We start from the raw sequence: 25,140 nt of genomic DNA on the forward strand, positions 1-25,140 counted from the left end.
ATTTCCTAGAATATTTGACCGGCGTACGCTCAAATGCGCTTTTTTAGTGCGCATTTCACGCCCGATAAATGCTGCTAGCGCCTTCTCTTGGGCTTCTCCAGCAATGCCACTGCCTCGACATGTGGCGACCACAGGAACTGGTCGATCGGGGTTACGCTCTTCAGGGCGTAACCGCCATCGAGGAGGATGCGAAGATCCCGCGCCAGCGTTGCCGGATTGCAGGACACCGCGGCGACCAGCGGCACGTCGGAGCGCGCGATCTGCTTCGACTGGTCCTCGGCGCCGGCGCGGGGCGGGTCGAAGACTACGCCGTCAAAGGCATTCAACTCCTTGAATGTGAGCGGCCTCCGGAACAGGTCGCGACGTTCGCCGGTCACCCGCTTCAGGCCGCTGGCGAAACGGAATGCCCGGTCGAGCGCCGCGAGTGCTGCCGCATCGCCTTCCACCGCGTGAACCTCCGATCTTGCGGCCAGGCGCAGCGCGAAGCTGCCGCAGCCGGCGAAGAGATCGGCGACCTTTTTGGCGCGCGCGAAATGCTGGCCGACAATGTTGGCCATCGCCTGTTCGGCAGCCTCGGTTGCCTGCAGGAAAGCGCCCGGAGGCACTGCGACGGCGACGCCATCAAACAGGACGACCGGTTTCTTTGGTTCGATAATGATCTCGCCGTCGATCGACAGCCTGGCTAGCCCCTCGGCCACGACGAAGTTGGACGCGACGCGGCGCTGGTTCTCGCCGAGCTTGCCGGAATCGTGAACCGCGACATCGAGGCCGGAACCGGTCACCGTCACCGCCATGTGGAACGATTTGGTCGTGGCGCAGATCAGTCCGGCAAGCATCCTCAAACGGTCGAGCGCAGCGACGATCTGCGGCAGCGAGATGGGGCATTCCTCGATCGAAATGATCTCGGATGACAGCGCGCGAACGAAACCGAACTGCATTCCCGCCTCGCTCCGCCGGGCGGTGAAGACGACGCGGCGGCGCGTGTGCGGCGCGCACGGCACCGGCGCGCCGACATCGCAAGCGATGCCCTTGCTCTTCAGCGCATGCACGACCTTTTCGCGCTTCCACCGGTGGTAGGCTTCAGTCTCGAGATGCTGGACGGCGCAGCCGCCGCATGCGCCGAAATGCCGGCACGGCGGATCGACCCGCAACGGCGAAGCCTCAAGGACCGACATCAAGGTGGCGCGATCTTTCTCCCGCGCGGCGGTGACGACCTCTCCCGGCAGCGCGAACGGAATGAAAACCTCGCCGGTTTCCGTCTCGGCGATGCCGTCGCCCTGCGAGCCCAACCTTGCGATCGTGAAACGGGTGCTCATCGCTTCTGGGTCTCGACGTCCTTGATGCCGCCGAGTAGGAACTCGCGGTTGCCGTCGCCGCCTTCTATCGGCGACAGATGCAGCCCCAGCGAGCGCCAGCCGGGAATGGCATCGAGCCAGTCCTGCATCAGGCCGGCAATGCGCGCCGCATCATAGGGGTCCTTCAACAGGCCGCCCTTGCCGATCGCCTCGCGGCCGGCCTCGAACTGCGGCTTGACCAGAAACACAGCCTTTGCGCCGTTCCCGGCCAAGGCAAGCGCCGGCGGCAGCGCCAGTTTCAGCGAGATGAAGCTGACGTCCGAGACGATGAAATCCGGCACACGGCCGCCGAGATCGGCTGCCGACAGTTCGCGCGCATTCAGGCCTTCAATTACCGTCACGCGCGGATCGCCGGCAACATCGGAGTGCATCTGGCCGTGCCCGACATCGATCGCCGTGACATGCGCCGCGCCGCGTTCGAGCAGCACCTGCGTGAAGCCGCCGGTCGAGGCGCCGACATCGAGGGCTTCGCTGCCGGTGGGGTCGAGGCCGAAATGGTCGAGACCAGCCTTCAGCTTCAGTGCGGCGCGCGACACGTAACCTTGCGCCGGATCGTCAACGACGATGTTGCACTCAGGCAGAACGGCCTGGCTTGGCTTGCGGGCGACGATGCCATCGACCGTCACGGTGCCGCGCGCCACGGCATCGCGGGCACGCGAGCGGCTGGCAAACAGGCCGCGGTGGACGAGCAATTCGTCGAGCCTCTGGCGTATGCTGGCTGGCGGAAGGGAAGTCATCGGCCTTCATGGCGAATGCCAACGATGATGGCAAGGATATTGGCGATGAGACAAGGCATGGCTGGAAAAGCGGTGAACGCATCAAGCCGCTCCGCTACCAGTCGAACCTCGCGCCAGGCGCGACGCAATGCTAAGAACGAGATGCCGTTTTGTGGTCGAAACGCGGAGGAGGAAATGCTGACGGGAACCTGCCACTGCGGTGCCGCCCGCTGGACCCTGGAGGGCGATCCCGGTTCGGTCACTGCCTGCAACTGCACACTTTGCCGCCGCTACGGCACGCTCTGGGCTTACGACTATATCGACGAACGCATCCGCCTTGCCGGGCCCGTAAGCGCCTATAGTCGCGTCGGAAAGGCTCATCCTTCACTTGAGATTCTCTTCTGTCCAACGTGCGCTTGCGTCCTGGCCTGGCGCGGTTTGCGTCCCGATGCGGCTGGGCGCTACCGCATCGCCGTCAATGTGAGGCTTGCGCCGCCCGAGGCCGTCGCCGATCTCCCGATCGACCATTTCGATGGTCTCGATACATTCGAGGATTTGCCGAGAGATGGTCGCTGCGTGCGGGATATGTGGTTCTAGTTTCTAGAGTCTCTTCGGGATCATGCTTTAGAATATCTTCCGCGAAACCCGCCGTTCGACGGCCGGCGTCAGACCGTCGCTGCTGTCGCCGGACACCTGCGTGCGCGGCCGGAAACCAGCAGCGTAAACAGCACGTTACGACTGTTCGCCGGCAATTTGATTCAAGCAGTTGAGATTTTGATTCAGACCGGCATCTTGCAGCCAAGTTGAATCGCTTCGGCGTCGCGGGACATGCGTCTAAAAACTAGGCGCGCTGGGCCTGCGCGGTATGCCCCAACGCCACGAACACAGTGCGCACGATGCCGGCGCTGTCCAGCCCGGCATCGGCATACATCTTTTCCGGCTTGGCATGGTCGACGAAGGCGTCGGGCAGCACGAGCGGGCGCACCTTCAAGCCGCTCTCCAGCAGCCCTTCATGGGCCAGGAACTGCAGCACATGGCTGGCGAAGCCGCCGACCGCGCCCTCTTCCACCGTCACCAGGATCTCGTGCGAACGGGCCAGCCGCCGGATCAGGTCCTCGTCGAGCGGCTTGGCAAAACGGGCATCGGCGACCGTGGTCGAAAGCCCGGCCGCGCCAAGCTCCTCGGCCGCGGCAAGGCAATCCTGCAGCCTGGTGCCGAAGGAAAGCAGCGCAACCTTGGTGCCTTCCCTGACGATCCGGCCCTTGCCGATCTCCAATACCGAGCCTCGTTGCGGCATCTCGACGCCAACGCCGTTGCCGCGCGGGTAGCGGAAGGCGATCGGGCCGTCATCGAAGCTTGCAGCGGTGCGTACCATGTGGCGCAGCTCGGCCTCATCGGCCGCGGCCATGACGACGAAACCGGGCAGCGTCGCCAGGAAGGTCGTGTCGAAGGCGCCGCAATGGGTGGCACCATCGGCGCCGACGAAGCCGGCGCGGTCGATCGGAAAGCGCACCGGCAATTTCTGGATCGCCACGTCGTGGACGACCTGGTCGTAGGCGCGCTGGAGAAAGGTCGAGTAGATCGCGGCGAAAGGCTTGAAGCCTTCCGTGGCAAGGCCGGCGGCGAAGGTAACCGCATGCTGCTCGGCGATGCCGACATCGAAGGTCCTCGCCGGAAACGCTTCGCCGAACAGGTCAAGCCCGGTGCCGTTCGGCATGGCGGCGGTGATGGCGACGATGCGGTCGTCCTCTCGGGCCTCCTGGATCAGACTTTCGGCAAACACCTTCGTATAGCTCGGCGCATTGGCGGGCGCCTTGGCCTGGGCGCCGGTGATGACGTCGAATTTGTTGACGCCATGATATTTGTCGGCCGCGGCCTCGGCCGGGGCGTAGCCCTTGCCCTTCTGGGTCACGACATGGATCAGCACCGGGCCGTCGGCATTGTCGCGGACGTTCTTCAGCACCGGGATCAGGTGCTCGAGGTTGTGACCGTCGATCGGACCGATGTGGTAGAAACCCATCTCCTCGAACAGCGTGCCGCCGGTGACGTAACCGCGCGCGTGCTCGACCGCGCGCTTGATGGCGCGATCGGCGCGCTCGCCAAGATAGGACGTCAGCTTCTTGCCGAAATCGCGCAACCCAAGATAGGTCTTGCCTGAGGCGAGCCGCGCCAGATAGGCGCTCATCGCACCGGTCGGCGGGGCGATCGACATGTCGTTGTCGTTCAAGATGACGATCAGCCGGGCATCGAGTGCGCCGGCATTGTTCATCGCCTCGTAGGCCATGCCGGCCGACATGGCGCCGTCGCCGATGACGGCAATGACATTGTTGCGGCCATCGGACAGATCGCGCGCCATCGCCATGCCGAGGCCGGCTGAAATCGAGGTTGAGGAGTGGGCTGCGCCAAACGGATCGTATTCGCTCTCGACGCGACGCGTGAAGCCGGACAGGCCGCCCTCCTGCCGCAGCGTGCGGATGCGGTCGCGGCGGCCGGTCAGGATCTTGTGCGGATAGGCCTGGTGGCCGACGTCCCAGATCAGCCGGTCGTCCGGCGTGTTGAAGACGTAGTGCAGCGCGACAGTCAGTTCGACCACGCCGAGGCCGGCGCCGAGATGGCCGCCGGTGTGGGAAACGACGTCGATCAGTTCGGCGCGAAGCTCTGACGCCAGCTGCGGCAGGTCGGCTTCGGCAAGCGTGCGCAAATCGGCTGGGACGCGGACCTTGTCGAGAAGCGGCGTATCGGGCTTTGCGTTCACTGTTTGCGAGCCTGGTCAGATTTTCTGTTCATCGTGAAATATGCCGCTGGCCGGCGAATGTAAATGTGGCGGTAACGCGCATCAGCTTTCGGGCAGCGGGATGAACTCTTGCTCGTCTCCAGGAACGATATCGAAGCGGCCCGTCTTCCATTCTTCTTTCGCCTGCTCGATGCGTTCCTTTGAGGACGATACGAAATTCCACCAGATATAACGTTTCGAACCGAGCGAAGCGCCGCCAAACAGCATGAAATGGGCGCCGCCCTCCGATGAAACAACGATCTCATCGCCGGGCCGGAAAACCAGCAGCCGCTCGGCCGGGAAGCGGTCACCGGATATCGAAACCTCGCCTGCCAGCGTATAGATGGCGCGCTCCTCGGCGTCGGCCGGGATCTTCACGCTGGCACCCGGCGCCAACCTGAGATCGGCATAGAGCGTGTCCGAAGCGGTGGCGACCGGGGAGCGCAGCCCGGACAATGCACCGATGACGATACGGCCGCTGACACCCTCTGCATCGATTTCGGGCAGGCGCAGGGCCGCGGTGTTTTCGAAGACCGGCGCGACCTCTTCCTTGCCGTCCGGCAGCGCCAGCCATGTCTGCAGGCCGGAAACCGACATCGGCAAGCCGCGCAGTTCTTCCGGCGTGCGCTCCGAATGGACGATGCCGCGGCCGGCGGTCATCAAATTCACGTCGCCGGGCTGGATCACCATCTCGGTGCCGAGCGAATCGCGGTGCCTGATCTTGCCGTCGAACAGGTAAGTCACCGTCGACAGGCCGATATGCGGATGCGGGCGCACGTCGAGCGCCTGGCCGGCCCGCAGAACGCCTGGACCCATGCGGTCGAAGAAGATGAAGGGTCCGACCAGCCGGCGCCTGGCCGTCGGCAAGGCGCGGCGAACCTGAAATCCGCCGATGTCCTTGGCATTCGGAATGACCATCAGTTCGATCTGATCGCTGGCGAAGGCATCGCCCATCTGCGGATCGTTTCCGGGAAAGAAGCTCACGCGGTCCCCTCAGGCGAAGCGAAGTGCAGATTTGGCCTTCGCCTTGGCCGCCACCTCTTCGCGATTGCGCGGATGCTGCGTCGTCTCGAGGCTGTCGAGCAATTCACGCGCCGAGGCGGCAATGGCCTCGACGGCATGGTCGAACGCATGCTGGTTCTGTTTCGACGGCCGTGTCGTTCCGCTCAGCTTGCGGACAAACTGAAGTGCGGCATCGCGGACCTCGTCATTGGTTGCCGGGGGATCGAAATTGAACAGGGTTTTGATGTTTCTGCACATCGTTCGCAATCTCCTCTCGTCCTGGAGCCGCTTCAAACGGGATGAGTTTTACCCTCAATCGTGATGATGTCCAAAGCCGGTAAGCACAATCGTCGTTCGAGGCCGCGCCTCAGTCCGCATCCAGCGGCTCTGTCCCCACCGGCTTGCCGTCACGCGACAGCCTGATTTTCTCGACCTTGTCCTCGGCCGCTTTCAGCAGCCGGTCGCAATGCGCCTTCAGCGCCTCGCCGCGCTCGTAAATGCGGATCGACTGGTCGAGCGGCACGTCGCCGCGCTCCAGATCGTCGACGATCCGTTCCAGCGCCTCGAGCGCCTGCTCGAAGCTCATCGCCTTGACGTCCTCGTTGGTCTCACCAGCCATCATCTATCCCTTCATCAGCCGCCCGACATGGGCGGCGACCGAAAATGCCAATCCCTGCAGATCGTAGCCGCCCTCGAGAACGCTGACGAGCCGGTTGCGGCTATGGCGCCCGGCTCGTTCGAGCAACTGGCCGGTCGCCCAGTCGAAATCATCCTCGGTCAGGTTGATCTCGGCCAGCGGATCGCGGTGGTGGGCGTCGAAACCGGCGGAGATGATGATGAGATCGGGCGCAAAATTGTCGAGCGCCGGCAGGATGCGTGACAGAAAGGCGTCACGGAAAACATCGCTGCCGCTCTGCGGCGCCAGCGGCGCGTTGACGATGTTGCCGGCGCCGGTTTCGCTCGCGGCGCCGGTTCCCGGGTAAAGCGGCATCTGGTGTGTCGAGCAATAGAGCACCGACGGATCGTCCCAGAAGATGTCCTGCGTGCCGTTGCCGTGATGCACATCCCAGTCGACGACGGCGACACGGCCGGCGCCATGGTTCTTCTGCGCGTAGCGTGCCGCGATCGCCGCGGTGTTGAACAGGCAAAAACCCATGGAGGTGGTCTTTTCGGCATGATGGCCGGGCGGCCGTGCGGCGACGAAGACGTTCTCGGCACGGCCGGTGAAGACGTCATCGACCGCGGCGTTGGCAGCTCCGATCGCGGTCACGGCAGCCTGCCAGCTCTTCGGGCTGGCGGTGGTATCGGCGTCGATACGGGCGATGCCGGTGTCCGGTATCGCTGCACGGACACGTTCGACGAATTCGGGCGGATGCGCGTAGAGAATGGTTGCCTCGTCGCCTTCAGGCGCCTGGACGCGATCGAGCGCCGCGAAGGCCTCGTCGTCAAGCACACGCTCTATGGCGCGCAGACGGTCCGGCCGCTCCGGATGACCGGGCGGTGTTATGTGCTCGAGGAAAATCGGATGCGTGTAAAGTCTCGTGACCATGCCCCGATATAGGCGCGCCTTACCGCTTTGGCCATGTTTTCGCGCGCTGGTGACGCGATGTTCAACAGGGTTTAGGCAACCGGCGTCGGCCGAGCCCACCGCGAGCCGCCTGGGATTGGCGAAAAGATGATCTCAGGCCGGTGATCGGTCAACCTCGGGCTGCATCGCTGACGGTCGATCAGGTTGATGCAGCCTGCCGGTGCGATTGAGCAGCCCCTCCAGAAGAACCTTGAACGCCTTCACTGCCTTCTTCGACGTCGCTTCGGGATCGTTCGAATTTGCGATCCACTGCGCCGCATGCAGCGAGGCGCCGCTGACCAGCCTTGCCGCGGCTTCGGGATCGACGGCGAGAATTGTCCCCTCGTCGCTCAGTCTTTGCAGGCTCTCTGTCATCGAGCGGATGCATGTGCTCTGGCTTGGCCATTGCGATGGATCGCCGAGCACCGCCGGCCCGTCGCGAAGCACGATACGCTGGATCTCCGGCTCCAGCGCCATCTCGATATAGGCGGTGCATTCGTCGACAAAGCCCTGCCAGAGATTGTCCGGCTTGGCCGAAACGACCTTCAGCCGGGCTGCCATTTCGGCGTCGATCTCGGCGATAACCGCCTGGAGCAGGCCCTTCTTGTCGCCGAAGTGATGATAGAGCGCACCGCGCGTCAGCCCGGCCGATGCCGTGAAGTTATCCATCGAGGCTTCGGCATAGCCGAGCGTGCCGAAGGCCTGGCGCGCCGCGGCAATCAGTTTGGCGCGGGTCTCGGCAATCATCTCCTTGCGTGGTTTGTGCATGCACTGGCCCTATTAACATACGCTTCGCATGCCAATTGACATACGCCACGTATGATCTATTTAAACTCATACGCTACGTATGTAATCGCCGAACCGGCCGTTGTCGAGGAGCCAGACCATGCAAAATCCCTATTCCCAGATCTTTCGCGCGCCGGGCGCCAAGGGCTTTGCTGCCGCCGGGTTCGTTGCCCGGCTGCCGATGGCCATGGCTCCGATCGGGATCGTCGCAATGCTGTCGCAGACCGATGGCCAATACTGGCTGGCCGGTGCCGTTTCCGCGACATATGCGCTGGCCAACGCTTTCGTCGCCCCGCAGGTATCGCGACTGGTGGACCGCCTCGGCCAGACGCGGATTGTGGTGCCGACCACCATGATTTCCGCGCTCGCCTTCGCGATCCTGATTGCAGCGACCAATCAGCATTGGCCGATATGGACGCTATTCGTCTCGGCGCTGCTCGCCGCCGTCATGCCCAGCATCCCGGCAATGGTGCGCGCACGCTGGACCGAAATCTTCCGCAACCGCCCCGAGTTGAACACGGCGTTCGCCTTCGAGTCGGCGGCGGACGAACTGGTCTACATCGCCGGCGCATCGCTGTCGGTCGGACTGAGTGTCGCGCTTTTCCCGGAAGCGGGAGTGCTCGCGAGCACATTGTTCCTGGCCTTCGGTTCGACGGCCTTCATCCTGCAGCGCTCGACCGAACCGCGAGCGCGACCGGTGGAACACGGTTCGGGCGGCTCGGCAATCCGCCTGCGGCCGGTCCAGATCATCACCTTGGCCCTGATCTTCATCGGCGCGACCTTCGCCACCACGGAGGTGAGCACCGTGGCGATCACCAAGGAGCTTGGCCAGCCGGGCGCCGCCAGCTTCGTCATCGGCGTCTACGCGCTCGGATCGTTCGTCGTCGGCATCGTCATCGGCGCCCTGAACCTGAAAGTGCCGCTGCAGATTCAGCTTGCCATCGCAATCGCCATCATTGCGCTCACCACGCTGCCGCTGCTCGTCGCCGACACCGTGCCGCTGCTGGCACTGGCCGTCTTCGTCAGCGGCGTGGCGATTTCGCCGACCTTCATCACGGCATTCGGCCTGATCGAACGGCGCGTGCCCGAGGCGGTGCTGACCGAAGGCGTGACCTGGGTGATGACCGGCATCGGCATCGGCATGGCGCTCGGCTCGTTCGCCGCCGGCTGGGTGGTGGACGCTTTCGGCGCGCAGAACGGGTTCTGGGTATCGGTGGCATCGGGCACAATCGCGCTGGTCATCGTGCTCGCCGGCCAGCGCAGCCTTGCCGCGCCGAACTGCGACATGGCGGCATGCGACGCAGCCGCGGTCGCTGCGGAATAGTTTCCGGTGCGTCCGGCCCCGAGCCGGGGCCGGACGCATACCAGCACCGTGAGAATGGCCTAAAGAATCTCGGTCTTGGCGATGTGGATGCCAAAACCTTCGAGGCCGACATAATGGCGCTCGCGCGAGGCGATCAGATTTATCGAGGAAATTCCGAGATCCTTGAGGATTTGCGCGCCGAGGCCGATCTCGCGCCATTCGTTTTCGCGGCGGCGAGCCTCTTCGTGATCCTCGCGGTCGCCGGCAGCCGGGCGCTTGCGCTCCTGATGGGCGACGCCGACTGAGCCTTCGCGCAGATAGACGATGACGCCGCGCTTACGCTCGCCCATCGTCTTCATGATGGCGTCCAGTCTGTGGCTGGTGCCGAACACGTCGCTGACCACGTCCTCGGAATGAAGGCGCACCGGCACCTCCTCGCCGTCGCGGATGTCGCCGAAGACGATCGCTACATGATGCATCGAATCCCAGGGCAGCGTGTAGGTGAAGACCTGTGCCTTGCCGCCTGCCGTCTCAATGTCGGAACAGGCGACACGCTCGACCAGCGTTTCCTTGCGCTGCCGGTAGGCGATGAGGTCGGCAACCGAGATCTGCTTCAACCCGTGCTTTTCGGCGAAGGCCTGCACCTGCGGCCCACGCATGACGGTGCCGTCATCGTTGACCAGCTCGGAAATGACGCCGACCGGCGGCAGGCCGGCGAGCTTGCAGAGGTCGACAGCGGCCTCGGTATGGCCCGAACGCATCAGCACGCCGCCTTCGCGCGCGATCAGCGGAAAGATGTGGCCGGGCCGGACGAAATCGGAGGCGCCGACATTGCCGTTGGCGAGATTGCGCACCGTCAGTGTGCGGTCGTCCGCTGAAATGCCCGTCGTGGTGCCGTGCTTGAAATCGACGCTGACGGTAAAGGCGGTGGTGTGGGCCGAATCATTGTCGGCGACCATCGGCGACAGGTTGAGCCGCTTGGCTTCCTCGCGCGGCATCGGCGTGCAGACGATACCCGACGTGTTGCGAACGATGAACGCCATCTTTTCCGCCGTGCAATGAACGGCGGCTACGATCAGGTCGCCCTCGTTCTCGCGGCCGTCATCGTCCATAACGACGACGATCTCGCCGCGCTCGAAGGCGCGCAGGGCTTCGACGATCTTCTTCTGGTCGTAAGGCATAAGTGCTCGCTTCGCTCGCAGGGACTAGGGGAGTAGGGCAGTACGGGAGTAGAGAAAAGGAAAAAATGCTGTCGTGGGAGCTGCGTAACCTGCTCCCCTACTCTACTCCCTACTCCCTTCCCGTTTGTCCCCGATGACGCAGATAATGATCGGCAATGGCGCAGGCAACCATCGCCTCGCCGATCGGTACGGCGCGGATGCCGACGCACGGATCGTGCCGGCCCTTGGTCATGATCTCGACGTCGTTACCGTCCTTGTCGATCGACTTTCGCGGCGTCAGGATCGACGAGGTCGGCTTGACGGCGAAACGCGCGACGATCGCCTGGCCGGTCGAGATGCCGCCGAGGATGCCGCCGGCATTGTTGGACAGGAAGACCGGCTTGCCGTCATTGCCCATGCGCATCTCATCGGCATTCTCCTCGCCGGTGATGCGGGCGGCCTCGAAACCGTTGCCGATCTCGACACCCTTGACGGCGTTGATCGACATCAGGCCGGCGGCGATGTCCTGGTCGAGCTTGGCATAGATCGGCGCGCCAAGCCCCGCCGGAACGCCGTCGGCGACGATCTCGATGACCGCACCAACCGAGGAGCCCGCCTTGCGGATGCCGTCCAGATATTTGGTGAAGACGGCGACGGACGCCGGATCGGGCGTGAAGAACGGGTTTTCGGCGTCGCCGACGAAATTCCAGTTCCAATTGGCGCGATCGATCGATTTATCGCCCATGGACACCAGCGCGCCGCGCACCACCATGCCGGGCACGACCTTGCGGGCAAGCGCTCCGGCCGCCACCCGCGCCGCCGTCTCACGCGCCGAGGAGCGGCCGCCGCCGCGGTAGTCGCGCAGACCGTATTTGACCTCGTACGTGTAATCGGCATGGCCCGGCCGGAACTGGCGGGCGATGTCGCCATAATCCTTCGAGCGCTGGTCGACATTCTCGATCAGCATCGACACCGGCGTGCCGGTCGTGATCATCGTCTCGCCGTCCTCATCGAGGACGAAGCCGGACAGGACCTTCACCTCATCCGGTTCGCGACGTTGCGTCACAAAACGTGACTGGCCGGGGCGGCGCTTGTCGAGTTCGGCCTGGATCTCGTCGCGAGTGAAGCGGATGCCTGGCGGACAGCCGTCGACGACGCAGCCCAACGCCGGCCCGTGGCTTTCGCCCCAGGTGGTGACGCGGAAAAGATGGCCGAACGTGTTGTGCGACATGGAACCAGCCCTGCCGGCGTCGGAGCCGGCCTAGCGCATAACCCCGAAAATCGGAGCGATTTTCGGAAAGGATCATGCACAAAATCAAAAGTGCTACAGCGTTCCTTGCGCGTCCAGGAGGACGCGCGGCGCTGTCGCCTGCCTTCTATTGGCGTTTTCCACAGTGGTCAAACTGTGATCCGGCGGATTTAGTTTTGACACATTCGATTGGTTTCTGCTCAGTTCCGTTCCGTTGGACCGAGCCGCTGTACCGGCAATGATTAAAGAGGACGATGATGCGTATCCTGATTGGCGCTGTTGCCGCCACGCTGTTGATCTCCACCGCCGCCTTCGCCGGCCAGACCGAAGGCCTGATCAAGAAGGTCGACAAGGATGCGCTGACGCTGACGCTGGACGACGGCAAGTCCTACAAGCTGAACGCCGAAACCGACCTCGATGCGCTGAAGCCAGGCATGGACATCGTCCTCGCCTATGACGTGACGAATGGCGAGAATGTCGTCACCGATATGGAACTGCCGGACACCGGATCGACGGAATAGGGCGCGTCGATATTCAGCTGAGGCCGGCCCGACCTGATCTCAACATACGTCATCGGTCTCAAAGCCACTCCAGGCGCCGGCCGTCCAGTCTGAGCACGCGGTCCTGCGGCACTTCCATGCTGACCGCATCTTGTTCGGACATCCCCAGTACCAAGCGGAACATTACGCGCATGACGCCACCATGGGTCACGCAGACCGTCTGGCGATCGAGCGCGTCGAACCACGGCTTCACCCGTTCGAGCAGCATCTGGTAGCTTTCGGCGCCTTCGCCGGGCGGCTGGAAGTTCCATTTATCGAGGCGTCGGTGCCTGGTCGAACCGGGATCGTTCGCCTCGAGTTCGGCAAAGGTGAAACCCTGCCAGTCGCCAAAGCTCAATTCCACGAGCAGCGGCTCGGTACGATAGGCGTGCGGATCGAGCTTCATCGCCGCGCGCAGGCGCTCCATCGTCTCGCGCGTGCGCCGCATCGGGCTGGCGACAAAGTCGAAATCCTCGGGCTTGTCGATGAGTTCGGCCAGCCTGCGCCCGTTGCGGCTAGCCTGCTCGCGGCCAAGCTCGTCGAGGTCGGTATCGGCCTGCCCCTGCAGCCGGGCCTCGGCGTTCCACGCCGTCTGGCCGTGGCGCACGATATAGACGAGCGGGTACATCAGGTCTTCCGGAGGAGGTCAGGCGGTGGCGTCAGTCCTTGACCGTCGAAATATCCGGCGCGTCGACCGCCTTCATGCCGACGACATGATAGCCGGAATCGACATGATGGATCTCGCCGGTGACGCCACGCGAAAGGTCGGACAGGAAATAGACGCCGGAATCGCCAACCTCCTCCTGCGTGACCGTCTGCTTCAACGGCGAATTGTATTCGTTCCATTTCAGGATATAGCGGAAATCGCCGATGCCGGATGCGGCAAGCGTCTTGATCGGGCCGGCGGAGATCGCGTTGACACGGATCTTCTTGGCGCCGAGATCGACGGCCAGATAGCGCACGCTGGCTTCGAGTGCCGCCTTGGCGACACCCATGACGTTGTAGTGCGGCATCACCTTTTCCGCGCCGTAATAGGTCAGCGTCAGCAGCGAGCCGCCGTCGGTCATCAGCGCCTCGGCACGTTTGGCAATGGTCGTGAAGGAATAGACCGAAATATCCATGGTGCGCAGGAAATTATCGCGCGTCGTCTCGACATAGCGGCCGGTCAGCTCGTCCTTGTCGGAAAAGGCGATAGCGTGGACGAGGAAATCGAGCTTGCCCCAATGGCTGGCGATATCGGCGAACACCGCATCGAGGCTGGCCGGGTCGGTCACATCGCAATGGCCCGCGACATGCGCGCCCAGTTCCGCCGCGAGCGGCTCGACACGTTTCTTGAACGCCTCGCCCTGATAAGTCAGCGCGATCTCGGCGCCGTGATCGACACAGGCCCTGGCGATGCCGTAAGCGATCGAGCGATTGTTGGCGATGCCAAGGATAAGGCCGCGCTTGCCGGCCATAAGGCCCCGTTCACCCGCCATGTCAGCGCTCTCCGCAAGGTTCTCTGCTTTGTGGAGTGCCTATCGCACAGCCACAGTGCCCCTTCAAGCGTTCAAAGCGGACAGTTCGGGGGACAAAGCCGCTGGTCTACAGAGCCGCGCGTCCTTTCGGGCGCGCAAAGGACGCTGTAGCGCTTTGACCTTGCAGCCGTGGGCCAGTGGAAAAATCCGACGCCAGTATCGGTGTCACGGCGGAAGATGACCCTTTGGCGGAAGTTTCGTTGGCCAGCGGCCGAAGTCACGGTCATGACCCCGAGCCGACTTCCATACTTTGGGCCGTGGACGACCGCTTTGCGGTGCGCCGGGAGCGGACGTCTGGGCTTAGGCCGTCGAATGTCTGCCTTTGGACAAAAAATTTGACGTTGAGTCCGCCAACCCACAGGCGAGAGGTCCTGAGCAGCCGTCGCACCTTCCGGCGATCGCCGCTCAGTAATTTGTGCTCTGTCATACTTTTGATAGTATGCCCTGTCAGCGAGGGTGACATGTCGCATAAGAGCCGAGTTGATGTTCCGAAGGCGGGGACTGGCTCGCGCCTTCCGATCGGCAAAGGGTTGATGGATGACGGTGTCGAGACCCGTCACGAACGGCGCATACTAACCGCTCTTTGCTACGATCTCGTAGGCTCCACCGAGCTGCTGGGCCTGCTCGGCATCGAAGATTTTGAGGAACTTATCTTGGCGTTTCAAATGGCCGCCAAGGAAGCGATTGTATCGTGCTCCGGAACCGTGACGGTCGAGGTCGGCGACGGCGGCGTCGCTGTGTTCCCAGTCGATCTGGGTGCGAAGGATGCGGCGTCGCTGACGATCAGCGCCGGGCTTGGGATCGTCAGGGCGTGCAAGCTCCTTGCCGCGGAGAAAGGGAGGAGCGACCTGCATGTAAGGGTAGGCGTGGCGACCTCGATGACGCTAATCCTGAAGGGCGACACCGCTGTAGCGCAGGACACGGTAACCGGCCCTGCATTTGCGCTGGCAACCAGGCTGCAGGCAATTGCCCGGCCGGATACCGTCGTCGTGTGCAACGAGACGCGTAATCTGGCACGGCGCTCACACGTATTTAGCTTCTACGGTTCTCACGTCATCAAAGGCTTCGCGCAACCCGAGCAGGTCTGGCAGGCGCTGAGTCACAAGCGGGGGGTAGACCGTTTCTCCGCGTTCGGACGCCTCACCAGCCCCTTGGTCGACCGTACGGATGAGGCCGAGCTGATCCACGAATGTTGGAATGAGGCCGTTTCGGGACGTGGCCAAGTCGTAGTGATCGAGGGCGAGGCCGGCATTGGCAAGTCGCGCATCCTACACGAGGTGCGCCGGCGAACGCGCTTCCAACGCAACAGGTTGCTCCTCTTCCAATGTATGCCAGGCGACTCGCGTTCGACGCTGTATCCACTGCGGCAGGCGATGCTGGGCAATTTCGACGACGGCGAGCGTGCACTCACCCCTGCGCTTGTAGCAGAGGTGTTCGCAGCACATGACATTCACGACGCCGAAGTCGTCGACATCTTTTCTTTTCTGCTCGGCGTGGAAGGCGCGAGGTCCGGTTTCCATGAGATGGATCCGGAAGTGATCCGAGAGAAAGCCGGTTGGGCTGCGCGCCATGCGTTACAAGCAACGTGCGCCAGTGGCCCAGTGATCTTGATCGCTGAGGATATTCACTGGATCGACCTTACGTCGAAGCAACTGCTGGGTGAACTTGCAAAACTGGTTCCTAGTTGCCCCGTGCTCTTGATCGCAACGACGAGGCCGGGATCTGGCGACTGGCTGGATGAAAAAAGCAAGCATGTCCTGCTCGCTCCCCTTGAGCATGCCGACACCTTGCGGGCAATCGCGACGATGTGGCCTCAGGGCAAGCGAGCGCCCGCGCCTGAGCTGATAGAGTTGGTCGAGCGCGTCACCGGCGGTGTACCCCTGTTCATCGAGGAGGTTTGCCAATGGATGGCGGAGAATGCCGCTAGCGGTACTGAGCACCTGCCACAGGGTGTTTCGCTCGGCCGCGCGGCGGTGTTGGAAACAGTGTTGGACGCCCGGCTCGAGCCTCTCGGCCGCGCCCGCGAGGTGGCGCGCGCGGCCGCCGTCGCCGGCAACAGATTCAGCCTGGACTTGCTGTCGGCGCTCTTGCCGGAATTTGACCCGGGCACAATCTCTGCGGCGCTCAATGCCCTGGCCGAGGCTGGCTTCGTACGCGCCAGGCATGCAGCAGCAACAGTGTACGCGTTTCGGCATGCGCTTATCCAAGAAACGATCTATAGTGGAACACTACGGAAACGGCGCCGGACCCTGCATCAGCGTCTTTATGCGGTGGCTAGTGGCAACCGCAGCCTCGTTGGCTGGCTAACAACGGCAGCTCTTGCCGATCATGCTGAGCGAGGTGGCCTGCTTGACGAAGCGATCGGCGAGTTCGTCAATGCCGGCATGGAAAGCTCGTCCCGCTCGGCTATGGCTGAGGCAAGGCAGCTGCTCGAGCATGCCATTGCGCTTTGCGGGCAGGTTTCTGATCATGACAAACGGGATGCGCTGCGGCTCTCGGCGATGGTGGCGCTCGGGCCGATATTGACCGCTGTCGAAGGGCCAAATTCCGAGCACGCCCGCAGGCTCTACGACGAAGGCGTAAATATCGCACGGCGTCGGCCGATAGCGGAGCGCGCCAAGTGGTTCCCGATCTATTGGGGTTGGTGGTTCACGGGTTCGGTCGTTGATGGCGAGCGGGCGCAGGCCGTCGTCAGTGATCTAAAGGAGGTTAACGACCCCGAGATTCAGCTTCAGGCTAGGCACTGCTTGTGGGCAGTCGATTTCAATCGCGGAGACCATGGAGGATGCATAGCCGCGGTTGATGCTGGATTGCCGCACTATGACGTGGGCCAGGGGCACGCGAATGCCACGCGTTTTGGGGGGCACGACGCGCGCGTGTGCGGCTTGGCGCATCGTGCACTGTCGCTGTGGTTCTCGGGACGTGCAACGAGCGCTCTCCGCTCCATGTCGGAGGCCCGCCGCTGGGCTCAGCAGACTGGCCATGTCAGCAGCATCGCGCATGCCTGTATCAACGGCGCGATGCTGAGTTGCTATCGCCGCGACTTCGCTTCGTTGCGTGACGTGATTGAGGATCTGCGGCAGCTGACCGCGCTTCATCACCTGCCTTCGCTAGTCGTCTCGGCACAAATCTTCGAGGGCTGGTGCGATGGCAACGCTGGCCACCTCGAGCGGGGCAAGGACAAGATGCGTGAGGCCCTCGGCCTGCATGGACAAGTGCAGACACCTGAGGACGAGCCCGTCTATTGCGGCATGCTGGCGGAACTTCTCGCGCGCTCGGGTGAGATCAGTGGCGCGCTTGCCCTGCTTCATTCGGCGGTGGCGCAGGCCGAGGCGGGTGGCAGTCGATATTGGCTGGCGGAACTACATCGGCGAATTGCACAACTTCTCGTCCTTGACGGCGCGGCAGCTGGCCAGGTGGCAGCTGCCCTTGAGAAGAGCCTCAATACTGCAGCCGAGCAAAATGCCGTGCCCATCCTCATCGCGGCCTACGAGACGCTCAGCGTGTCAAATCTCTCGCCCGTCCTGCTTCGGAGCTACAACGACCGTATCGAAGCGGCAAGGAAGTCGGTTGAGCCCGGCGAACCGCTGATCGTCAACCCTGAGCCGGAACTGCGGGCCAGCCGATAGTGGAACAATATGAGCGCCTTGGTCCTCCGGCAGACGAAGCGCTGACGTATCTGATGTCGATGCGACAAGCGTTGGGCATCACCCGTATTGCGGACATTACCGGCCTGGACCGTGTCGGCATCCCGGTCGTGCAGGCAACGAGGCCGTTCTCGTTTTCAAACGCGGTCGCGCAGGGAAAGGGTGCCAGCCTGGCTCGCGCTGCCATATCGGCCATTTTGGAATCCGCTGAGAGCTTTTTCGCCGAGCGCATCGAATATCTTGATGCAGCTTACGCTTCGGCCACTTTACTCGGCATACCCTACGGGCGATTTGAGACGTGGCTGCGAGAGCCCGCCCCTGCTGATTGGCGCGGCCGAAAAATCGCTTGGATGGAGGCGGAGAACCTGCTGGGCGGCGGCCGCGACTTCGTTCCGCTGGAATTGGTGCACACGGCCTATCTCGTACCGCCCAGCCCCTGTGACGGAATTTTCACGCCAACCACAACCGGACTGGCGGCCGCGCTTGATGAAGCAGACGCCATCACACACGGCATATTGGAATGCGTCGAACGCGATGCGATCGCCCGCGCTCTCAAGACGCATGGTTTTCTGCAACACCAGCGAATCGATCCAGCGACCATCGATGACGCAAGGGTCTTGGCTTTATTGGATGAACTCGCACGAAAAGACATGATCGTCGGCCTTTGGCTCGCGCCGTCGCCTGTTGGCCTGCCTGTGATTTGGTGCCATCTGATGGAGAGCAATCCTCGAGAGACGGCATTGCTCCATCTGCCGGCCGACGGCTCGGCCGCTGCATTCGATCCGGCGGCAGCTGCCGTCCAAGCGATCCATGAGGCGGCGCAGGCGCGGCTTGCGGCGATCTCGGGTGCGCGCGACGACATGACCCGGGCGTCTTATCCGAAATATCCCGACTGGCAGCTTATCGAGGCGCACCGCCAGCTGATCACCGGCGGCCGCAAGGACGTGAGTTTCGCCCGCCAGCCTGCCGATCGAGCGGCGAGCGGGCAGACCTTGCGTGGCAGCCTTCTCGCACGACTGGAGGAAAGCGGAATCAGCGCGGTGTATCTGATCCGCCTCAACACCAGCCCTTGGAACCGACTGTCGGCCGTCAGGATAGTTATCCCGCAATTGTACCCTTTAGTGGAGTGACCGGATGCGACCTCGGCTCGTTTTCACCGGCCCCACGCTATCGCATCCAGAGGCACAGCAGGTGGCCGACGTGATCTGCCTGGCGCCCGCGGTACAAGGCTCGATCATAGCCGCGGTGCAGCGTTATGACCCGGCTGCAATTGTCATCATAGACGGCGCTTTCCAGGCTGAGCCGGCAGTGAGGCACAAGGAGATACTGTGGGCGATCAGCCAGGCCATCCCGGTAATTGGTGCGGGAAGCATGGGAGCCTTGCGAGCCGCCGAGCTTTACCCGTACATGCACGGCGTTGGCCTTATCTATCGATGGTATCGCCGCTTCGCTTTCCTGCCTGATGACGCAGTGGCAGTGCTGTACGGTCCGAAGGCGGTGAATTTTTCGCCACTAACGCACGCTTTGGTTGATTTGCGAATAACCGTCCGCGCCGCTTGGAGGCGGAACCTGATCTCCACCGATTTGTCAGGAAAGCTTGGGAATACGGCCCGGAACCTCAATTTTAGGGAACGTACGCTGTCGCGAATGGTCCGCGAGACATTACCGGAAGCCGGTGACCATGATATCGAAGCCTGCCGGCAAATTCTCGCAGGAGCTTTCGTTCAGCAAAAGAAACGCGACGCACTGTCGGCTCTGCAACTTATGAGAGAAAAGGCATTGGTGCCGGCGGAATTGAAGAATTTCAGAATGACGGTCGCGTTTGTCCAGGATTTGGAGGACGCCGGCTTAGCAATCTGACGACAGAGTTGCCGGTGATACCTGGTGCAATTTACGAAGTGCAGGCTTCGTGCTAGTGTTGCCGACTATGAGAGGGGCCGCGCAGTTGAACGCGCTCGATGTCGCCGGTCGGGCGGGGATGTCGGCTGGAACGCGCTTCCTGCTATACCCACAAGCGCCTCACGTTTCTGGGTACGAGAAACCCGAGGCGGTCTGGATTTCAACATCGCCTGGTTTGATCCATCCGGGCCCGGAGGATCATCGCATATACGTGCGTGATCCCGTGCTGGACAAGCAGCCGTACGAGTATCCTTACCTGCCGCCCTTTGTTGGCGCGTATTTCCCACCAGCCGAACCCGGCCTTGATGGTCATTTCGACCACCTCTCTCTTCAGTCGCGCCAGTTCCTGGCAGCGCATGCGTTCGCGGCCGCGAGCCGGGTGCTGGACATCTGGGAAAGCTATCTGGGCAAGCCGATTGTCTGGTACTTCGCCGAAACATACGAGCGGCTTGAGATCATTCCCTGGCTTGACTGGGAGAATGCGCAATCGGGGTTTGGATATCTGGAGCTTGGCCGCGAGCGTGGAGCCGACGGGCGCGGCCATCCGTACGCCCTCAACTTCGACGTGATCGCGCACGAAATGGGTCACGCCATACTCTTTTCTCTCTTCGGAGTGCCCACGCAAGGCCTGCAGGACGGCGACTTCGGGCCGTTCCACGAAGCCAACGCCGATCTTATTTCGCTGCTTTCGTTCCTGCATTTCGACAGCGGGATGGATCGATTGTTACGGCACAGCCAGGCAAACCTGCTTGTCCTCAACGAGCTCAACCGCATCGCCGAACTGACGGGCGACCGCCAGATCCGCCTTGCCAGTAACTCGCGCAAGATGACGGAAGTGACCGAAGAGATTCATGACCGGTCTCGCCCATTCACGGGAGCGGTGTTCGATACTCTGGTCGATCTCTACCATGCCGGCCTGGTGCGGCAGGGCTTGGCCGACGAGCGCCTGCTTGGCTTCGACATCAGGCAGGTTGGCGAAGCCGACATGCGGCACATCTCCGACTTCACGGGCGATGCATTCCGGGCCCGTCCGTTCCTTTTTAAGACCGAGCTAATCAAGGCGCGCGACGATGTCGCGCTTGGGCTTGCGCGCGCGTGGACACGCCTCGATGCCGATCATCTCACATTCGCAGTCGCAGCCTCCACCATCATCGAAGTGTCCGACCGCATCCGCCCGGCCATAGCGGCAAGCTTCGAAGAGAATTTCAGGTGGCGGGAAATTTTATGAATTGGTGATTGCAACGGAGGGTAACAACATGAGCGACGATTTTCATCGACCGACTTACACCACGAAAGATCCCCATGGAGCATTTAACGCCACACAAGTGCGCCTCTATGGAATACCTGGTCTTGGTCTTCCTATATCCAGCAAAAAGAAAAAGACATTGGAGCCAATAACAGGAAAATACAAGAATCATTCTATAATAATAGCAAAGATACTCGATGACGGCGATCCTGATGACAAAAGAATTTTACGGTTTAAGAAATATCTTAGTAAAACCCCACCTAACAATAGCAGTTATGTGTTTGTTAATTCTATCGTAAATAGGTTTATGCTTATGCTTGGGGCGATTGATATAAACCCGACAAATGGTGATAAAGAAATACTTAGTTGCGGTGTAATATTTGGATATGCCTACGAGGGTCATACTTATGATCTCCCGAAGCCCAAGGTAATGTTAATTCCAGCAAATCCGGAGGCAGATATTCCTGAAGACGACTCCAACTATAAATCCAAGGAGAGTGAAGGATACGCCGTCTGGATCGTTGATAAGCTCGACAAATGCGTGGAGATTGAAGTGAATCAGGGTTTCGTCGAGCAGATTGTTCTTGACGCGAATCTACCGGGCAAAAGCTCGCCCACAATGTACGCGTCCCGAATGATGATGGGGCACCGCGGGGGAAGACTTGGCGACTGATAGACGCTAGATCTAGTGCGCGCATGGCCGATCGCGAGTTGTGGTCGGCCAGCCCAGTGGCGCTGGTTGCTCGTTTCCTGTCAATAACCGACGCGGCATGAAACCACTCACGCCCGCTTACGACGTCAAGCGCCGGCCTTTTCGACCGTCAGCGCTTTCGCCGGCGCATCAGCGCCTCTAGCTCGGCGTCGCCGCCTTCCGGCAGCATCAGCCGCACGTGCGCGTAGAGGTCGCCGTGACCGCCGGCCTTTTCCGGCAGGCCCCTGCCCTTCAGCCGCAGAACCTTGTCCGAGCTCGACCAAGGGGGGACGTTGACCGCAATCCTGCCGGTCGGGGTTTCGACTGCCACCTTGGCGCCATGCACCGCATCGGCCAGTTCTACCGGCAGGTCGACATGCAGGTCGCGGCCCTCGACGCGGTAGCGCGGGTGCCGGCGGAAACGGATCTTGACCAGCGCATCGCCCGGCTGCCCCGGTCCTTGCTCACCCTGGCCTTTCAACCGGATGGTCTGGCCGTCCTCGACATAGGCCGGCAACTTGACCGCCATCTTGCGGCCGTCGGGGAACATCGCCGTCACTTTCTCGGCGGTGGCGGCTTCCTCGATGGTGACGTCCAGCGTCACGTTGAGATCTGCGGCCGTCGGCGCCTGACGGCGGCCGCCCGTGCCGGCGCCGCGCTGCTGGCTGAAAGCATCGCCGAAGATCTGGCTGAAGATGTCGCTGTTGCCGTCGAACGGGTCACCACCGGGACGGCCCGTGCGGAATTCGAAATGCGCGCCGCCCGGCCCTTGCTGCCGGCGGAAACCGGCGAAAGGATCGGCGCCGCCGGCCGCACTCTCGAAACCCTGAAACCGCGGTTTGCCTTCGGCGTCGATCTCACCGCGATCGAAAGCCGCCCGGTTCTTCTCGTCGCCGACGATCTCGTAAGCCTGATTGGCGGCGGCAAAACGCTCCTTTGCCTTGGGATCCGGATTCTGGTCCGGATGATACTTCTTGGCGAGCTTCCGGTACGCCGATTTTATGTCCTTGGCCGATGCGTTCTTGGCAACGCCCAGCACCTCATAGGGGTCGCGCATGCTTACTGCCCTGGAGAAGGAGTGGTTCCATGATCGCCTCCTATATGCGCTTGCATAGGAAGAAATTCCAGTGGCTTACCGCTATATAGCCGGCGGAAAATCAGAGCGCCTTGAAGTCCTGCATTCGCCAGGCGCTGCCGCCGGCCAGGCATACTTCGCCTTTGAACAGCGCGACGCCGTCGAAGCTCTCGCGCGACGCGGTGAAGCGACGGCATGTCTCACCGTTAGCCCTGAATTCTGCGAGCTCGGTGATGGAGCCGCGCGAGCCGGTGTCGGCATTCGCCCAGGGAATGGCCTGCCCGGCCAGTTGCTCGACGTCGGCGGAGGACACGGCGTTGCGGATCGTAGCCTGGTCGGAAGCGCGGTCCTGATCGAGCGGCGTGACTGAGGCCGGCGTGCTCGAGGTCAGTATCGAGCGGTCCACCTCCGCCTGCTCCAGGCTGAAGCCGCCCCCGCCACAGGCGGCAAGCGGCAGGATGATTGTCACGATCATGGCTTTGGCGCTGGCCGAAGCGATAACGCTCCATTGCCCACTGTCAAAAGCTTGCGCGATACGCGACAATCGGCAATCTCCCCAGCCGGCGACAAATTTGGGAAAACTATGAGCGAAACCGGGTTAACAAGCGGTGACTTTACCGAGGCGGCGGAGCCGTTCCGGCTTTTTGCGGCGTGGCTCGACGACGCTACGAAGAGCGAGATCAACGACCCCAACAGCGTGGCGCTGGCGACGGTCGATGCCGAGGGCATGCCGAATGTGCGAATGGTGCTGCTCAAGGGGTTCGATGAGGGTGGCTTTGTCTTCTACACGAATTTCGAGAGCGCCAAGGGCCGCGAGATCCTTGGCAGCATGAAAGCAGCGATGTGCTTCCACTGGAAATCTCTGCGCCGGCAGGTGCGGGCGCGGGGCCCGGTGGAGATTGTCACCGACGCCGAAGCCGATGCCTATTATGCGACGCGTCCGCGCGGCAGCCGCATCGGCGCCTGGGCCTCCAAGCAGTCGCGGCCGCTGGAAAGCCGCTTCGCGCTGGAAAAGGCGGTTGCCGAATATACGGCGCGCCACGCGATCGGCGAGATCCCGCGGCCAAAACACTGGTCGGGCTTTCGCATCGTGCCGCAGAGCATTGAGTTCTGGCACGACCGTCCGTTCCGGCTGCACGACCGTGTCGTGTTTTCGCGCAACGCCGAGGGCGGCTGGGACAAAATGAGGCTTTATCCGTAGGGCACGACGGTGGAGCGCCGATCTCCCCCTTGTGGGCCCTTGTGGGGCAGATCGGCAGCTTCCGCACCGGCGCCCATTTTTTCAGCCCTTCTTCCTAGTCATGAAGGCGGCCAAGGCCGGGCCGCTTCTGGCGGATTTCCAATTCCCACGATCACGATCTCGTGTGCGTGAAACGTTCCAGCTTGCCGGAACGAACCAGGAAAGGGCTCAACGCGCCGCTGGCGCAAATTCAGGAGGAAACAATGCATTCACTCAGGTTGGTCACGATGGCCGGTCTTGCCTGTCTCTTCGCTTCGCAGGCCTTTGCGGAGGATGCGATGGGGACAATGACGGTGATGAAGGGTGGGGAGGTCATGGCGATCATGCCCGATGGGCATATGGGCACCATGATGCCCGACGCGAAGATGAGCGCCGAAATGATGAAAATGGCGAAACCGATCAAGCATTGCATGATGTTGATGACCGACGCCAAAGGCAAGACATTCATGATCGACACGTCTTCGGCAAAGGCCCAGGCCGAATGTAAAAAAATGGCGATGTGACAAAGAGATCATGGCAAGAAAACCCGCCGGTTGCTGCCGGCGGGTCCACGATGCGAGACAAGGCCAGAAGGTCTAGGCCTTCTTCCTGGTCATGAAGGCCGTCAAGGCTGCGCGGGCCTCGTCGGATTTGAGCCGCTCGCGGAAATGCTGGCTTTCTTGGCCGATGCGCTCGACAAGGGCGTCGCGCGAGCCGCGCATCAGGTCGCGCGCGATCTTCAGCGCTTGCGGCGGTTTGGCCGAGATCTGGCCCGCCGCCGCCAATACCGATGCTTCGAGTGCCTCTTCCTCGACCACCTCGTAGATCAGCCCGGCGGCCTTGGCGCGCTCGGCCGAAAAGCCCTCGCCGAGGCCAAGCAGCGCGAAGGCGCCTTGCCGGCCAAGGATCTGCGGTGCGAGCAGGCTCGATCCTGCCTCCGGCACAAGGCCGAGATCGACGAAGGGCGTCCGGAACATTGTGCGCGGCGTGGCGAAGGTCAGGTCGCAATGCAGGTTGAGCGTGGTGCCGATACCGACCGCAATGCCGTCGACGCCGGAAACCATCGGCTTCTCCGCTTTGGCCAGCGCCATCAGGAAATCCCAGACTTCGGTACCGCCTTCGCCGCCCGAGGCGACGACCATGAAATCGGCAAGATCGTTACCGGACGAGAAGGCACCGGGCACGCCGAGAAAGACATGGACGCGGATTGCCGGATCGGCGTCGCCGCCGGCAAGAGCCGCCGACATCGTCGCGTACATGGCGCGGGTCAGGGCGTTCTTCTTGTCCGGACGGTTCATGCGGATGATCTGGATGGCACCCTGGCGTTCGACGAGGATGTGGTCTGTCACGGATTGGTCCTTTGTGAATTTCGGGCCTTTGTGAATTTCGGCGCGTG

25 protein-coding genes are annotated in these 25,140 nt (G+C 62.3%); 10 read left to right on the top strand and 15 right to left on the bottom strand.

Going from position 1 to position 25,140, the window contains the following annotated elements:
- Positions 1 to 74: 74 nt before the first annotated feature.
- Positions 75 to 1,316 (bottom strand): class I SAM-dependent RNA methyltransferase, encoded by a 1,242-nt coding sequence (locus NKH80_RS04490; protein WP_352505218.1) that lies wholly within the window; start codon positions 1,314 to 1,316, stop codon positions 75 to 77.
- Positions 1,313 to 2,092: a TlyA family RNA methyltransferase gene (locus NKH80_RS04495; RefSeq protein WP_352505219.1), complete on the bottom strand. Its 780-nt coding sequence runs from the start codon at positions 2,090 to 2,092 to the stop codon at positions 1,313 to 1,315. Before NKH80_RS04495 ends, NKH80_RS04490 begins: the two co-directional genes overlap by 4 nt.
- A gap of 174 nt (positions 2,093 to 2,266) precedes the next feature.
- On the opposite strand from NKH80_RS04495, the gene NKH80_RS04500 reads away from it, so the two are divergent.
- Complete coding sequence (locus tag NKH80_RS04500) at positions 2,267 to 2,668, top strand: GFA family protein (protein WP_352505221.1); 402 nt, start codon at positions 2,267 to 2,269, stop codon at positions 2,666 to 2,668.
- A gap of 244 nt (positions 2,669 to 2,912) precedes the next feature.
- Here NKH80_RS04500 and dxs read toward each other — a convergent pair whose 3' ends face one another.
- The 6 genes from dxs to NKH80_RS04530 all read right to left on the bottom strand — a co-directional run bounded on the left by dxs (position 2,913) and on the right by NKH80_RS04530 (position 8,181).
- A complete protein-coding gene (gene dxs, locus NKH80_RS04505) occupies positions 2,913 to 4,826 on the bottom strand; it encodes a 1-deoxy-D-xylulose-5-phosphate synthase (RefSeq protein WP_352476664.1) in 1,914 nt (637 codons plus the stop codon).
- An 81-nt stretch (positions 4,827 to 4,907) separates the two neighbouring features.
- Entirely contained in the window at positions 4,908 to 5,828 is a 921-nt protein-coding gene (locus NKH80_RS04510; RefSeq protein WP_352989909.1) for a pirin family protein, read from the bottom strand.
- Between the two features lie 9 nt (positions 5,829 to 5,837).
- Positions 5,838 to 6,104 (bottom strand): DUF2277 domain-containing protein, encoded by a 267-nt coding sequence (locus tag NKH80_RS04515; protein WP_023716908.1) that lies wholly within the window; start codon positions 6,102 to 6,104, stop codon positions 5,838 to 5,840.
- A gap of 109 nt (positions 6,105 to 6,213) precedes the next feature.
- A complete protein-coding gene (locus tag NKH80_RS04520; RefSeq protein WP_031211056.1) occupies positions 6,214 to 6,465 on the bottom strand; it encodes an exodeoxyribonuclease VII small subunit in 252 nt (83 codons plus the stop codon).
- A gap of 3 nt (positions 6,466 to 6,468) precedes the next feature.
- Positions 6,469 to 7,395, bottom strand: a complete 927-nt coding sequence (locus tag NKH80_RS04525) for a histone deacetylase family protein (protein ID WP_352476662.1) — start codon at positions 7,393 to 7,395, stop codon at positions 6,469 to 6,471.
- Positions 7,396 to 7,527: 132 nt separating this feature from the next.
- Positions 7,528 to 8,181 (bottom strand): TetR/AcrR family transcriptional regulator, encoded by a 654-nt coding sequence (locus NKH80_RS04530; RefSeq protein WP_352505223.1) that lies wholly within the window; start codon positions 8,179 to 8,181, stop codon positions 7,528 to 7,530.
- 118 nt (positions 8,182 to 8,299) lie between these two features.
- Between NKH80_RS04530 and NKH80_RS04535 the strand changes: the two genes are divergently transcribed.
- On the top strand, positions 8,300 to 9,523 hold the full coding sequence (locus NKH80_RS04535; protein WP_352989912.1) for an MFS transporter: 1,224 nt from the start codon (positions 8,300 to 8,302) through the stop codon (positions 9,521 to 9,523).
- A 59-nt stretch (positions 9,524 to 9,582) separates the two neighbouring features.
- On the opposite strand, the gene ribB is transcribed toward NKH80_RS04535, so the two are convergent.
- Entirely contained in the window at positions 9,583 to 10,683 is a 1,101-nt protein-coding gene (ribB, locus tag NKH80_RS04540; RefSeq protein ID WP_352737069.1) for a 3,4-dihydroxy-2-butanone-4-phosphate synthase, read from the bottom strand.
- Positions 10,684 to 10,792: 109 nt separating this feature from the next.
- The gene (gene aroC, locus NKH80_RS04545) at positions 10,793 to 11,893 is read right to left on the bottom strand and encodes a chorismate synthase (RefSeq protein WP_352989915.1); all 1,101 of its coding nucleotides are present in this window, start codon (positions 11,891 to 11,893) and stop codon (positions 10,793 to 10,795) included.
- A 275-nt stretch (positions 11,894 to 12,168) separates the two neighbouring features.
- On the opposite strand from aroC, the gene NKH80_RS04550 reads away from it, so the two are divergent.
- Entirely contained in the window at positions 12,169 to 12,432 is a 264-nt protein-coding gene (locus tag NKH80_RS04550) for a DUF1344 domain-containing protein (protein ID WP_023716902.1), read from the top strand.
- 58 nt (positions 12,433 to 12,490) lie between these two features.
- Here the strand turns inward: NKH80_RS04550 and NKH80_RS04555 are convergent, their stop codons facing one another.
- Together NKH80_RS04555 and fabI are read right to left on the bottom strand one after the other, a co-directional pair.
- Positions 12,491 to 13,078 carry a histidine phosphatase family protein gene (locus NKH80_RS04555; RefSeq protein WP_352989917.1) on the bottom strand — a complete coding sequence of 196 codons (588 nt, stop codon included), beginning with the start codon at positions 13,076 to 13,078 and terminating at the stop codon, positions 12,491 to 12,493.
- Positions 13,079 to 13,109: 31 nt separating this feature from the next.
- A complete protein-coding gene (gene fabI, locus NKH80_RS04560) occupies positions 13,110 to 13,928 on the bottom strand; it encodes an enoyl-ACP reductase FabI (RefSeq protein ID WP_352476656.1) in 819 nt (272 codons plus the stop codon).
- A 500-nt stretch (positions 13,929 to 14,428) separates the two neighbouring features.
- Between fabI and NKH80_RS04565 the strand changes: the two genes are divergently transcribed.
- The 5 genes from NKH80_RS04565 (at position 14,429) to NKH80_RS04585 (ending at position 21,432) form a co-directional block, all read left to right on the top strand.
- On the top strand, positions 14,429 to 17,596 hold the full coding sequence (locus NKH80_RS04565) for an ATP-binding protein (RefSeq protein WP_352505226.1): 3,168 nt from the start codon (positions 14,429 to 14,431) through the stop codon (positions 17,594 to 17,596).
- Positions 17,596 to 18,744 carry a YcaO-like family protein gene (locus NKH80_RS04570; protein ID WP_352701611.1) on the top strand — a complete coding sequence of 383 codons (1,149 nt, stop codon included), beginning with the start codon at positions 17,596 to 17,598 and terminating at the stop codon, positions 18,742 to 18,744. Before NKH80_RS04565 ends, NKH80_RS04570 begins: the two co-directional genes overlap by 1 nt.
- Positions 18,745 to 18,805: 61 nt before the next feature.
- Positions 18,806 to 19,474 carry a TfuA-like protein gene (locus NKH80_RS04575; RefSeq protein ID WP_352505228.1) on the top strand — a complete coding sequence of 223 codons (669 nt, stop codon included), beginning with the start codon at positions 18,806 to 18,808 and terminating at the stop codon, positions 19,472 to 19,474.
- An 85-nt stretch (positions 19,475 to 19,559) separates the two neighbouring features.
- A complete protein-coding gene (locus NKH80_RS04580; protein ID WP_352505229.1) occupies positions 19,560 to 20,741 on the top strand; it encodes a gluzincin family metallopeptidase in 1,182 nt (393 codons plus the stop codon).
- Between the two features lie 28 nt (positions 20,742 to 20,769).
- Entirely contained in the window at positions 20,770 to 21,432 is a 663-nt protein-coding gene (locus NKH80_RS04585; RefSeq protein WP_352505230.1) for a hypothetical protein, read from the top strand.
- A 148-nt stretch (positions 21,433 to 21,580) separates the two neighbouring features.
- On the opposite strand, the gene NKH80_RS04590 is transcribed toward NKH80_RS04585, so the two are convergent.
- Entirely contained in the window at positions 21,581 to 22,507 is a 927-nt protein-coding gene (locus NKH80_RS04590) for a DnaJ C-terminal domain-containing protein (protein WP_352501969.1), read from the bottom strand.
- Positions 22,508 to 22,607: 100 nt separating this feature from the next.
- Positions 22,608 to 23,069, bottom strand: a complete 462-nt coding sequence (locus tag NKH80_RS04595; protein WP_352470671.1) for an RT0821/Lpp0805 family surface protein — start codon at positions 23,067 to 23,069, stop codon at positions 22,608 to 22,610.
- Between the two features lie 39 nt (positions 23,070 to 23,108).
- On the opposite strand from NKH80_RS04595, the gene pdxH reads away from it, so the two are divergent.
- Entirely contained in the window at positions 23,109 to 23,726 is a 618-nt protein-coding gene (gene pdxH / locus NKH80_RS04600) for a pyridoxamine 5'-phosphate oxidase (RefSeq protein WP_352470672.1), read from the top strand.
- 266 nt (positions 23,727 to 23,992) lie between these two features.
- The gene (locus tag NKH80_RS04605) at positions 23,993 to 24,268 is read left to right on the top strand and encodes a hypothetical protein (RefSeq protein ID WP_023674100.1); all 276 of its coding nucleotides are present in this window, start codon (positions 23,993 to 23,995) and stop codon (positions 24,266 to 24,268) included.
- A gap of 72 nt (positions 24,269 to 24,340) precedes the next feature.
- Here NKH80_RS04605 and NKH80_RS04610 read toward each other — a convergent pair whose 3' ends face one another.
- A complete protein-coding gene (locus NKH80_RS04610) occupies positions 24,341 to 25,093 on the bottom strand; it encodes a crotonase/enoyl-CoA hydratase family protein (protein WP_352989922.1) in 753 nt (250 codons plus the stop codon).
- Between the last annotated feature and the right edge of the window lie 47 nt (positions 25,094 to 25,140).

Source organism: Mesorhizobium sp. M0904, assembly GCF_040319475.1.
Classification (GTDB): Bacteria; Pseudomonadota; Alphaproteobacteria; order Rhizobiales; family Rhizobiaceae; genus Mesorhizobium.